This is a genomic window from Cytobacillus solani, assembly GCF_001420595.1.
Classification (GTDB): Bacteria; Bacillota; Bacilli; order Bacillales; family Cytobacillaceae; genus Cytobacillus; species Cytobacillus solani.
In genome coordinates, this window is the sequence record NZ_LJIX01000006.1 from 1,804,995 (window position 1) to 1,817,824 (window position 12,830).

11 protein-coding genes are annotated in these 12,830 nt (G+C 39.5%); all 11 read left to right on the plus strand.

What is annotated here, in order from left to right:
• The first annotated feature begins 226 nt into the window (after nucleotides 1–226).
• The 11 genes from AN957_RS10880 to rlmN all read left to right on the plus strand — a co-directional run bounded on the left by AN957_RS10880 (nucleotide 227) and on the right by rlmN (nucleotide 12,829).
• Nucleotides 227–2,905: a calcium-translocating P-type ATPase, SERCA-type gene (locus tag AN957_RS10880; protein WP_056684064.1), complete on the plus strand. Its 2,679-nt coding sequence runs from the start codon at nucleotides 227–229 to the stop codon at nucleotides 2,903–2,905.
• Between the two features lie 194 nt (nucleotides 2,906–3,099).
• Complete coding sequence (locus AN957_RS10885; protein ID WP_053475610.1) at nucleotides 3,100–3,972, plus strand: YicC/YloC family endoribonuclease; 873 nt, start codon at nucleotides 3,100–3,102, stop codon at nucleotides 3,970–3,972.
• A gap of 60 nt (nucleotides 3,973–4,032) precedes the next feature.
• The gene (remA, locus tag AN957_RS10890; protein WP_003350261.1) at nucleotides 4,033–4,296 is read left to right on the plus strand and encodes an extracellular matrix/biofilm regulator RemA; all 264 of its coding nucleotides are present in this window, start codon (nucleotides 4,033–4,035) and stop codon (nucleotides 4,294–4,296) included.
• A 9-nt stretch (nucleotides 4,297–4,305) separates the two neighbouring features.
• Complete coding sequence (gene gmk / locus AN957_RS10895; RefSeq protein ID WP_053475611.1) at nucleotides 4,306–4,920, plus strand: guanylate kinase; 615 nt, start codon at nucleotides 4,306–4,308, stop codon at nucleotides 4,918–4,920.
• The gene (gene rpoZ / locus AN957_RS10900) at nucleotides 4,921–5,142 is read left to right on the plus strand and encodes a DNA-directed RNA polymerase subunit omega (RefSeq protein ID WP_053475612.1); all 222 of its coding nucleotides are present in this window, start codon (nucleotides 4,921–4,923) and stop codon (nucleotides 5,140–5,142) included.
• 127 nt (nucleotides 5,143–5,269) lie between these two features.
• The gene (gene coaBC, locus AN957_RS10905; RefSeq protein ID WP_053475613.1) at nucleotides 5,270–6,478 is read left to right on the plus strand and encodes a bifunctional phosphopantothenoylcysteine decarboxylase/phosphopantothenate--cysteine ligase CoaBC; all 1,209 of its coding nucleotides are present in this window, start codon (nucleotides 5,270–5,272) and stop codon (nucleotides 6,476–6,478) included.
• Entirely contained in the window at nucleotides 6,475–8,883 is a 2,409-nt protein-coding gene (priA, locus tag AN957_RS10910) for a primosomal protein N' (RefSeq protein WP_053475614.1), read from the plus strand. The genes coaBC and priA overlap by 4 nt, the downstream gene beginning before the upstream one ends.
• Before the next feature lie 76 nt (nucleotides 8,884–8,959).
• The gene (def, locus tag AN957_RS10915; RefSeq protein ID WP_056684067.1) at nucleotides 8,960–9,445 is read left to right on the plus strand and encodes a peptide deformylase; all 486 of its coding nucleotides are present in this window, start codon (nucleotides 8,960–8,962) and stop codon (nucleotides 9,443–9,445) included.
• Nucleotides 9,442–10,392: a methionyl-tRNA formyltransferase gene (gene fmt, locus AN957_RS10920; protein WP_056684069.1), complete on the plus strand. Its 951-nt coding sequence runs from the start codon at nucleotides 9,442–9,444 to the stop codon at nucleotides 10,390–10,392. Before def ends, fmt begins: the two co-directional genes overlap by 4 nt.
• On the plus strand, nucleotides 10,389–11,741 hold the full coding sequence (rsmB, locus tag AN957_RS10925) for a 16S rRNA (cytosine(967)-C(5))-methyltransferase RsmB (RefSeq protein ID WP_056684071.1): 1,353 nt from the start codon (nucleotides 10,389–10,391) through the stop codon (nucleotides 11,739–11,741). The genes fmt and rsmB overlap by 4 nt, the downstream gene beginning before the upstream one ends.
• Nucleotides 11,742–11,743: 2 nt before the next feature.
• On the plus strand, nucleotides 11,744–12,829 hold the full coding sequence (gene rlmN, locus AN957_RS10930; RefSeq protein WP_053475618.1) for a dual-specificity RNA methyltransferase RlmN: 1,086 nt from the start codon (nucleotides 11,744–11,746) through the stop codon (nucleotides 12,827–12,829).
• Nucleotide 12,830 lies beyond the last annotated feature (1 nt).

The following is a 12,830-nucleotide window of genomic DNA, read 5'->3' on the forward strand; positions in this document are numbered from 1 at the left end:
TCCTATTGGTTCCCCAAACCTCTCTTATTTGCCCTATAAAGGAACCAATTGGCTTGATGTCAGCAGCTAGCATAACTTCACACAGATACAATGGCACATTTCTTATGCTAGTCGGGGCTGATCAAGCCGATTCCGCTTTTAATAATATCATAGCATTTTTTTGGACAAGGCTGAATAAGCTTTCTTTAGATGATAAGTATGGCTTGAAGGAGGAAGTGATGTCTGAATGAAATTCCATGAAATGAACGAAACAGAGGTTGAGCAAGCATTGAATACGGATTCGACATCTGGCTTAACTGAAGATGATGTAAAAAAACGAAGAAATCAATTTGGCAAGAATGAATTAGAAGAAGGGGAAAAACAATCAGCCTTACTCTTGTTCTTTAGTCAATTTAAGGATTTCATGGTCCTTGTTTTACTTGCGGCAACGCTTATTTCAGGACTGCTAGGCGAATACATTGATGCGGTTGCGATCATAGCCATTGTCATCATTAATGGCTTGCTTGGTTTCTTTCAAGAAAGAAAAGCTGAAAGATCTTTGCAAGCATTAAAGGAGCTTTCCGCTCCGCAAGTGAGTGTATTAAGAGATGGCGAGTGGATAAAGATTCCTTCAAAAGATGTAGTAGTTGGGGATCTGCTCAAATTTACGAGCGGTGATCGAGTAGGAGCAGACGTTAGAATCATTGAATCAAATAGTTTAGAGGTCGAAGAATCTGCTTTAACTGGTGAATCATTACCGGTAGCAAAAACGGCAGGTGCAATAAAAAAAGCCAATATTGGGATTGGCGATATGGAAAATATGGCTTTTATGAGCACATTAGTTACTCGCGGCAGCGGGATGGGAATCGTTGTCGCAACCGGGATGAAAACAGCGATGGGACAAATTGCTGATTTATTGCAAAATGCCGAAACAATGACAACTCCTTTACAGAGAAGACTGGAACAGTTAGGGAAAATTCTCATCACTGTGGCATTAATTCTTACTGTGCTTGTCGTTGTAGCTGGTGTCATCCAAGGTCACGATCTTTATACGATGTTCCTTGCAGGTGTCTCGCTAGCAGTAGCAGCCATTCCGGAAGGATTACCGGCGATCGTAACAGTAGCACTTTCGCTTGGTGTTCAGCGAATGATCAAGAAAAAAGCGATTGTTCGAAAGCTGCCTGCAGTAGAAACGCTTGGCTGTGCTTCTGTTATTTGTTCAGATAAAACAGGAACGATGACTCAAAATAAGATGACAGTTACCCATTTATGGAGCGGGGGGAAACAATGGCTTGTCGATGGAGTAGGCTATGAGCCTCAAGGGCATTTTTATCGAAATGACAGTCAGGTGGAACCGAAGGAAGATAAGGCACTTCAGCAAATGCTTATGTTCGGAATGCTCTGCAATCATGCGGAAATAAAAAGAAAAGAGAATGAATTCGTCATTGATGGAGATCCAACGGAAGGTGCATTGCTTGTTGCAGCAATGAAAGCGGGTTATAACCGTGATACATTACTAAGCCAGTTTCAAATTATGAAGGAATTTCCTTTCGATTCTGAAAGAAAAATGATGAGCATTGTTGTTAAAGATCAGCAAGGCAAGCAATATATTGTCACAAAGGGAGCACCGGACGTGTTAGCGGGTGTTTGTGAATCAATTCTTTGGGAAGGAAAACGTAAATTCCTGAATCGAGAAGTTATAGGACATATTCAAAAGGCAATTGAAGATTTAGCTTCACAAGCATTAAGAACTATTGCGATCGGGGTAAAAGAATTATCGCCCAACACAATCATTCTTGATGAAAAAGAAGCCGAGAAGGGATTAACCTTTATTGGTCTCCAAGGAATGATTGACCCGCCACGACCAGAGGTGAAGAATGCGGTTAAAGAGTGTAAAGAAGCGGGCATCAAAACTGTGATGATTACTGGAGATCATGTGATTACAGCGAAAGCAATAGCGAAACAGCTCGGTATTTTGACGAATAAGTCGAAGGTTCTTGATGGGAAAGCTCTTTCTGAAATGAATGTAGATGAGCTAGAAGAGGTTGTTGATGATGTAGCTGTATTCGCGCGCGTCTCTCCAGAGCACAAATTGAAAATTGTGAAAGCATTGCAAAATAAAGGACATATTGTTGCGATGACCGGTGATGGCGTCAATGATGCCCCAGCGATAAAAGCTGCAGATATCGGAGTGGCAATGGGGATAACAGGTACTGATGTGGCGAAGGAAGCATCCGCACTGGTACTGCTTGATGATAATTTTGCAACGATTAAAGCGGCAATCAAAGAAGGCAGAAACATATATGAAAATATTCGAAAGTTCATTCGATACTTGCTTGCATCCAATGTTGGGGAAATTCTCGTTATGTTGTTCGCGATGATATTAGGACTTCCGCTCCCATTAGTGCCTATCCAAATTCTATGGGTAAACCTTGTGACCGACGGACTTCCCGCTATGGCATTAGGTCTTGATCAGCCTGAAGATGATGTGATGAAACGGAAGCCGAGAAACCCGAGAGAAGGGGTTTTTGCGAGAGGACTCGGATGGAAGGTTGTTTCAAGAGGGTTTTTAATAGGAATAGCGACTTTACTTGCTTTCATATTCGCCTATCATGCAAATCCAGATGACTTACCATATGCGCAAACCATTGCTTTTGCCACATTAGTACTTGCACAGCTGATCCATGTTTTTGATTGCCGCAGTGAAAAATCAGTGTTAGCAAGGAATCCATTTGGAAACAAGTACTTAGTTTGGGCGGTTATTTCTTCCTTGATATTGCTATTTGTCGTCATATATTATCCGCCATTACAGCCAATTTTCCATACTGTGCCAATCGAAATGAAAGATTGGCTAATGATTACTGGACTTGCTGCAGTTCCAACATTTTTACTTGCAGGGTCATTTTTGATGACAAAAAGAAAATAAAATATGTTATAATAAATAAGGTAGTAGAGATTTTCTCTACTACTTTTTTCTGTGTAACCGGATGATCTAATATAAAAAGTTTGCTGGTGCTATTTATTTTGCATACAATTTCCTTCATTTATGATAAAATACGAACTAATTGCTTGTAGTAATTACATAAAAATGGCATTCCTTTCAGACAGGATGTGTTACATATGGTTGTTAGTATGACAGGTTTTGGCAGAAGCAAAAAGAGTTTGAATCAATTTTCCGCACTCGTAGAAATAAAGGCGGTAAACCACCGATTTTCTGAGTACCAAATCAGAATGCCAAGACAGCTTTTTCATATGGAAGATAAAATAAAGAAAAAGCTTGGTGAGTCTATTCATCGAGGCAGAATCGAAGTGTTTGTGACAGTAGAAGGTGATCGGCTAGCAACCCGGCAAGTACAGGTTGATTGGACATTATTAGACGAATATTACCAATACATATCGAAAATTAAAGATCGATTTGCCATTGACCAGGGACTTACAGTTCATGATTTCATACGGGATGAGCTCATTTCAATTGAAGAAAAAGATGCTGGAAATGAGGAAATAGAAAGAGTTGTACTTGCCGCTATTGAAGAGGCGAGTGGTCATTTACTGCATATGCGGAAATTGGAAGGTGCTGAGTTAGAAAAGGATTTAAAGCTTCATCTTAATGAAATGGCTGAACGGATTAATCATTTAAAAGAACTTGCTCCTAAGGTTGTCCAACAATATCAAGAGCGTTTAACAAAACGAATGAGCTTATTTTTAGAAGGTCAGCTAGATGAAGCAAGAATTTTAACAGAAGTTGCTCTATTTGCTGATAAGGCAGATATCAGCGAGGAGATAACTAGGCTACTAAGCCATATGAATCAATTTGAATCGACCCTACAAGTGAATGAACGTGTAGGCAGAAAATTAGATTTCATAATTCAAGAAATGAACAGGGAAGTAAATACGATCGGTTCGAAGGCCAATGATGCCGCAATTGCTTCAGAGGTCGTAGATCTAAAGAGCTGTCTCGAAAAAATGAAAGAACAAGTGCAAAATATTGAATAAGGTTTGTTTAGAAAAGGTTTTACGGGGTCAAAATATATAACTGATGCTTGGAGGACGAAAATGTCGATTAAATTAATAAACATCGGTTTTGGCAATATTGTGTCAGCTAACCGCATAATCTCAATAGTCAGCCCGGAATCAGCACCAATCAAAAGAATTATACAAGATGCCCGTGACCGTGGGTCATTAATTGATGCAACATACGGCAGAAGAACAAGAGCGGTTATTGTGATGGATAGTGACCATGTTATCCTTTCAGCTGTTCAGCCTGAAACCGTTGCCCATCGCTTAAATGACCGAGATGAAATTATCGATGAAGGGTAGGATGAATGAATGCAGGAAAAAGGTTTATTAATAGTTTTATCCGGCCCTTCTGGCGTCGGCAAGGGAACGGTAAGAAAGGAAATCTTTTCACAGCCGGATACAGCTTTTGAATATTCAATTTCAATGACAACGAGGTCTCCAAGAGAAGGAGAAGTTGATGGGGTAGACTATTTCTTCAAGACACGCGATGAATTTGAAGCGTTAATTGAACAAGATAAGCTCCTTGAGTATGCCGAATTTGTCGGTAACTACTATGGGACACCTGTTGACTATGTTAGAGAGACACTAGATCAAGGGAAAGATGTTTTTCTTGAAATCGAGGTTCAAGGGGCAAGACAAGTACGTGAAAAATTTCCTGATGGCTTGTTTATCTTTCTTGTACCGCCTAGTCTGTCAGAGCTGAAAAACCGAATTGTTACTAGAGGTACCGAAACAGAAGATGTAATTAACAACCGGATGACAGTTGCAAAAGAAGAAATTGAAATGATGAATTTATACGACTATGTCGTAGAAAATGATCAAATTGAACGGGCATGTGATAGAATAAAGGCCATTGTTATTGCTGAACACTGTCGCAGGGAACGAGTAGAACCAAGATATATTAAAATGCTGGAGGTAGATTAAATGCTTTATCCTTCTATTGATTCATTAATGACAAAAATTGATTCCAAATATTCACTTGTATCAGTAGCTGCAAAGAGAGCTAGAAAAATGCAAGAAAATGCAAAGCCTCAGTTAGACAAATATGTTTCACATAAGAATGTGGGCAAGGCACTTGAGGAAATCAATGCAGATCAGCTTCATTATCGTCTTTCTGCTAAACTAAAGGACGAATCTTACGAATAACTGACGGAAATAACAACCTCTTTTCAGGTTGTTATTTTTATTTCGTTCGACATTAAAACGTGAAAAAATGCGTTACTTCTTGCATAATAAAAGAGAGAAAATGATAGAAGCAGATGGGGGTTATAGAATGCTGCACGGAAAAAAAATACTGTTATGTGTAACAGGCGGGATTGCTGTATATAAGGCAGCCGCTTTAACAAGCAAACTTACCCAGGCAGGTGCAGATGTGAAGGTAATCTTAAGTGATTCTGCCTGTGAATTTGTTGCCCCGTTAACGTTCCAAGCATTATCAAGAAATGATGTATATACAGATACATTTGATGAAAAGGACTCTAAGGTTATTGCACATATTGACCTTGCAGACTGGGCAGATTTGATTTTAGTTGCACCAGCAACGGCAAATGTCATTGGGAAACTAGCAAATGGCATTGCTGATAATATGATTACGACTACATTGCTTGCGGCCACAAAACCAGTCTGGATAGCCCCAGCAATGAATGTCCACATGTATAGTCATCCAGCGGTTCAGCAAAATATTGAAACATTATATCGCTTTGGGTATCGATTTATTGAGCCTGGAGAAGGATATCTTGCCTGCGGATATGTAGGGAAAGGGCGTCTAGAGGAACCGGAGAAAATTGTAGAGAATATTGAGATGTTTTTCCACCCTAAGGATCTAAAGCTATCCGGAAAAAAGATCGTCATTACAGCTGGTCCTACCCGGGAAAAAATTGATCCAGTCAGATATATTACGAATCATTCATCAGGAAAGATGGGTTATGCGATTGCTGCAGAGGCTGCCCGAACAGGTGCAAAGGTAGTTCTTATTTCTGGTCCTGTTAGCATAACAGCACCTGTAGGAGTAGAGCTTATTCAAGTCGAAAGTGCTGAGGACATGTATCAAGCAGTTATGAAGGAATATAGTGATGCAAACATTGTCATTAAAACAGCAGCAGTGGCAGATTATCGTCCAAAAAACAGCTATGATCATAAGGTAAAGAAACAGGATGGGGACGAAAGCATGGAGCTTGAAAGAACAACGGACATTCTTATGGAGTTGGGTAAAAATAAGAAAAAACAAATTCTTATTGGCTTTGCAGCTGAAACGGATCATGTTGCTGAATATGCCCAAAAAAAGCTATTAAAGAAAAATGCTGATATGATTGTAGCTAATAATGTGAAGACAGCAGGGGCTGGATTCGGTACGGATACGAACATTGTTACGTTATTCAAGCGAGATGGGAGTGTAATAGAGCTTCCTTTACTATCGAAAAACGAAGTAGCTGTAAAGATCCTAAATGTAGCTTCGCAATTATTAGGGAATGAAATGAAATGACCATTGCAAGTGTAATTGTTGATGTACCTGCTAAACAAACGGACAGGCCTTTTGATTATGTTATACCTGATCATTTAGTTGAAGTGGTCAAGCCTGGAATGAGAGTCATTGTTCCCTTTGGCCCTCGAAAAATACAAGGTTTTGTTATTGCGGTAAAGCCAGAATCAGACTTTGGCAAATTAAAAGAATTAATTGAACCAATGGATATAACACCGATATTAAATCAAGAGCTATTAGCACTTGGAGAATGGCTGACATATGAAACGCTTTGCTATAAAATTTCCGCTTTTCAAGTTATGCTTCCTGCAGCATTAAAAGCAAAATATGAGAAAAAACTGAAATTGTCTGCAGAAGAAACGAATCTTCCAGCTGAGATTAGAGCTGTGTTGGGACTTGATGAAATGATTCCGTGGGAGGAAGCAGTGAAAAGTGGCTGTTTAAACCTATTGCAAAAGGAAGTTGCAAACGGAACTGTAGAAATTATTTATGAAGTAAAAGAGCGTGTGAAAAAGAAAAAATTAAAACATATATGGACTAATCGATCAAAGCAGCAATTAGCCGCAGAAAAGGAAAACTTGCCTGTACAGGCTGCAAAGCAGAAGGAAGTCATTGATTTTTTCCTACAAGCAGATGCTCCAGTAGAGTTGCGCAAGCTCTTATCTGAACTTGGCATATCCTCTTCTACAATTAAGGGTCTACTTCAAAAGGGGATACTTGAGGAAAAAGAGATGGAAGTGTATCGTGATCCTTTCGGAGAAAGAGTGTTTTCGCATACAGAACCGCTTCCACTTACAGCGGATCAGCAAAAAGCAATTACGCCAATTCTTGAAACCATAAAAGAGATTAAGCATCAAACCTTTTTGCTATACGGGGTGACAGGCAGCGGAAAGACGGAAATTTACCTTCAATCGATCCAAAAAGTGCTCCAGCAAGGAAGAGAGGCCATCGTTCTTGTCCCGGAAATATCATTGACCCCACAAATGGTCAAACGTTTTAAAGGAAGATTTGGGAATGCGGTGGCTGTTCTTCATAGTGGGCTATCCGCTGGTGAAAAATATGATGAATGGCGAAAGATTCAGAAAAGGGAAGTAAAGGTCGTTGTTGGAGCGAGATCGGCCATCTTTGCGCCATTTGAGAATTTAGGCATTATTATCATTGATGAGGAACATGAGACAAGCTACAAGCAGGAGGATAATCCGAGGTATCATGCACGAAATGTCGCAATTAAACGAGGGGCAACACATCAATGCCCAGTTGTGCTAGGAAGTGCAACTCCATCACTTGAATCGTTTGCAAGAGCACAAAAGGGTGTATATACGCTGCTCTCCATGCCGAATCGGATGAATAATCAAGCGTTGCCTGGTGTTGAAATCATTGATATGCGGGAAGAATTAAGAGAGGGTAACCGCTCGATGTTTTCTCGGCTGCTTTTAGAAAAAATCGAGGACAGGCTAGAAAAAAAAGAGCAAATTGTCCTTTTTCTTAATAAAAGAGGCCATTCATCATTCGTCATGTGCAGAGACTGCGGGTATGTTGTAAATTGTCCAAATTGTGATATCTCCCTAACGTATCATCGGGCCAATCAGCGAATGAAATGCCATTATTGCGGGTATGAAGCACATGTACCTAATTCTTGTCCGGAATGTAGTAGTGAGCATATTCGGTACTTTGGCACTGGCACGCAAAAAGTAGAGGAAGAGCTAGTTAAAATTTTGCCACATGCAAAAGTGATTCGAATGGATGTGGACACAACAAGCCGTAAAGGTTCACATGAAAAGCTGCTTGATCAATTTCAGGAAGGTCATGCAGATATTCTTTTAGGGACACAAATGATTGCAAAGGGCCTTGATTTTCCAAATATCACATTAGTTGGTGTTTTGTCAGCGGATACGATGCTGCACTTACCTGACTTCCGTTCATCGGAGAAAACCTTCCAATTATTAACGCAAGTGAGCGGACGGGCTGGCAGGCATGAGAAGGAAGGCGAAGTCATTATTCAAACCTATACACCTGAGCATTATAGTGTAGAACTTGCAGGAGAACAGGACTTTGATCGTTTTTATGAAAAAGAAATGATGGTGCGGAAAATCCATAAGTACCCTCCTTTTTATTATATCTCCCTCATTACAGTCAGCCATGAAGAATTAATGAAAACAGTGTCGATAACAGAAAAAATTACCGCATATATTCGATCGAGACTTTCCAATGAAGCGATTTGTTTAGGTCCTGTCGCTTCTCCGATTCCTAGAATCAATAATAGATATCGATATCAATGTTTGATAAAATACAAACGGGAACCAGAGCTAAATCTAGCAATGAAGAAAATACTCGATCAATATCAACAAGAAATCTCATTAGGCGGTTTGCAAATTTCAGTGGATGTAAATCCATATATTCTAATGTAGAAATTGACCGAACGGTTATGAATACGAAGTAAATGGTTGAAAATAGTTGGATAGAGATCATACAGGAGGAAGTAAATTGGCAGTCAGAAAAATAGTAGAATTTCCCGCAGAAATCCTTGAAGTTCAGTGCAAGCCTGTTACACAATTTGATAAAAAACAAGCAAAAATCTTAAATGATATGTACGATACGATGATTGAATTTGATGGGGTTGGGCTTGCCGCTCCCCAAATTGGACTTGATATGCAGGCTGCAATCGTTGATATAGATGATGAAAATGGAACGATAGAAATGATGAATCCAGAAATTCTTGAAGTGAGCGGAGAACAAACAGGGCCGGAAGGGTGTTTAAGCTTTCCTAATCTATTTGGAGAAGTCAGCAGGCCTTATTATGTAAAAATAAAAGCACAGGATCGAAAAGGAAAGTTTTTTACTTTTGAGGCAGAAGACTTTTTAGCGCGAGCGATATTGCATGAAATTGATCATCTGCACGGTGTATTATTCACTTCGAAGGTAACAAGATATTTGGATAAAGAAGAGTTGGAAGGGTTGGAAGTAGAATGACAAAGATTGTATTTATGGGAACACCAGATTTCTCTGTTCCTGTCCTGCAGCAAATAATAAAAGATGGTTATGATGTGATTGGGATTGTGACACAGCCAGATCGTCCGGTAGGAAGAAAAAGAGTGTTAACACCGCCGCCAGTAAAGGTAGAAGCTGAAAAACACGGGATCCCAGTTTTTCAGCCCGAAAAAATCCGTCAGCCTGAAGAGCTTGAAAAAATATTGGCATTGGACCCAGATTTGATCATAACGGCTGCTTTTGGTCAAATTTTGCCAAAGGCGCTGCTAGAAGCACCGAAATACGGCTGCATCAATGTTCATGCTTCCTTGCTTCCGGAGCTTAGAGGTGGCGCACCTATCCATTATTCGATTATTCAAGGAAAAGAAAAGACAGGAATTACGATTATGTATATGGCGGAAAAGCTGGATGCAGGAGATATCTTAACACAAGTTGAAGTGCCAATTGCTGAAACAGATACGGTCGGCACATTGCATGATAAATTAAGTGCTGCAGGATCACAGCTATTATCTGAAACATTGCCAAAATTATTAAAAGGGGAATTGACATCCATACCTCAAAATGACGAGGAAGCTACCTTTGCATCAAATATTAAAAGAGAACAAGAAAAGATTGATTGGTCAAAAACAGGGGAGGAAATTTATAACCACATTCGCGGGTTAAATCCTTGGCCTGTTGCCTATACAACCTTAAATGGTGCAGTTATTAAGATTTGGTGGGCAGAGAAAACGAATAATCATATCAATAAGGTACCAGGGACGATTATTGGTTTAAATGAACAGTCTGTAATCGTGTCTACCGGAAATGATACGGCTATTAAAATTCTTCAGCTCCAGCCATCAGGCAAGAAAAAGATGTCAGCCGAGCAATTTTTAAGAGGGGCTGGTTCGCAAATTCAAGTTGGCGACTGCCTTGGGGAAGAGCAATGAAGAAAGAGAGGAAGAAAAATGTCCGAGAGACTGCACTTGATTTGTTAGAAACGATTGAGAAAAATCAGGCATACAGTAATCTCCTTCTAAATAATGCGATTAAGAAAAATGAAATAAACCAGAAGGACATTGGCCTGCTTACGGAATTAACCTATGGAACATTGCAGCGGAGAATGAGCCTTGACTTCTATTTGGAGCCATTTTTAAATGGAAATAAAAAAGTGGAAAGCTGGGTTAAGCAATTATTGCGTCTGACCTTATATCAAATGGTTTATTTAGATAAAATACCAGACCGAGCAGCTATTTTTGAGGCAGTTGAGATTGCTAAGCAAAAGGGCCATAAAGGGATTTCTGGGATGGTCAATGGTGTTCTTAGAAATATCCAGCGACAAGGTCTGCCATCTATTGAAACTTTGGAGGATCCAATCGAAAGACTGTCAATTGAAACAAGTCATCCGCTATGGCTTGTAAAAAGATGGGTCGACCAGCTCGGTATCGAACAAGCAAAGCAGATGTGTGAGATCAATTTAACGGCTCCATTGCAGACAGCAAGAGTGAATCTAACAAAGATTTCGAAAGAGGATTGCATTCTGAAGCTTAATGAGGAAGGTTTCCAAGTAGAAGCAAGTCCTGTTTTACCAGAGGCAATTAAGTGCTACCGAGGGAATCTTGCAAACTCGGTTGCTTTTAAAGAAGGATATATAACGATTCAAGATGAAAGCTCTATGCTTGCGGCATATGCATTAGGTGCTGAGGTAAATGAAAGGATCTTGGATGCTTGTGCTGCACCTGGGGGGAAATCAACTCATATTGCAGAGAAAATGCAAAATACTGGACAAGTCATTTCACTTGATCTCCATGAACATAAAGTAAAGCTCATTAAGGAAAATGCAACTAGATTAGAGCTTACTAATATTGAACCAAGTGCACTTGATAGCAGAAAGGTTCAAGAATATTTTGAGAAGGAATCATTTGATCGTATTTTGCTTGATGCTCCATGCTCTGGCCTTGGTGTCATGAGAAGGAAGCCTGATATGAAGTATACGAAAAAAGAAGAAGATTTAATGCAGCTATCATCGATACAGTTAAACTTATTAAAAGCTGTTTCCCCTTTGTTGAAAAAAGGTGGTATTCTAGTTTATAGTACTTGTACAGTTGATAGGGAAGAGAATCAGCTTGTAGTTGAGTCCTTTTTAAAAAATGATGTAGATTTTGAAGAGGATCTTACGATAAAGGATCGGATGCCTGCAGCGATTCGTCCATTAGTTAATGGATTTGAGCTTCAAATTTTACCACAAGATATTGGTTCGGATGGCTTTTATATAGCCTGTTTAAGAAAGAAGGTGTAAGAATGGAACAAGTAACAGCTATGAAACAATCAACGATAGATCAAAAACCCTCCATTTATTCTTTACAACTGCAGGAGCTTAAAGAATGGCTCAAAGAGAATAATGAAAAAGCATTTCGTGCTGAGCAAATTTTTGACTGGCTTTATACCAAAAGGGTCACTTCATTTGAAGATATGACAAATTTATCAAAACAGTTAAGAGATAGGCTGGAATCAGCTTTTACCTTAACAACTTTAAAAACGATCATCCAGCAGCAGTCGTCGGATGGAACAATTAAATTTCTGTTTGAGCTTCATGATGGCTATTCGATTGAAACGGTATTAATGAGGCATGATTATGGAAACTCTGTATGTGTGACAACACAGGTCGGATGCAGAATTGGCTGTACGTTTTGTGCTTCTACATTAGGCGGATTAAAACGCAACTTAGAAGCAGGAGAAATTGTTGCACAGGTCGTAAAAGTACAGCAGGCTCTTGATAAGACTGACGAGCGTGTAAGCTCGGTTGTAATTATGGGAATTGGCGAACCGTTTGACAATTTTGATCATATGCTCTCGTTTTTAAAAATTATTAATCATGATAAGGGCTTGAATATTGGTGCACGTCATATCACTGTTTCTACAAGTGGAATTATCCCGAAAATCTATAAATTTGCCGATGAAAACATGCAGATTAATTTTGCCTTATCGTTGCATGCACCAAATACAGAGCTTCGCAGTCGTCTAATGCCTATTAATCGTGCGTATAAATTGCCTGACTTAATGGATGCCATACGCTATTATATAAATAAGACAGGCAGACGTGTCAGCTTTGAATATGGATTATTTGGCGGTGTTAATGATCAGGTTGAACATGCGGAAGAATTGGCAAGACTGATTAAAGGGTTGAAGTGTCATGTGAATTTAATCCCTGTCAATTATGTTCCTGAAAGAGATTATGTAAGAACACCGAGGGAGCAGATTATTAATTTTGAAAAAACGTTGAAAAATCATGGCATTAATGTAACTGTTCGCAGAGAACAGGGTCATGATATTGATGCAGCATGTGGACAACTTCGTGCAAAGGAGCGAAAAGAGGAGACGAGGTGAC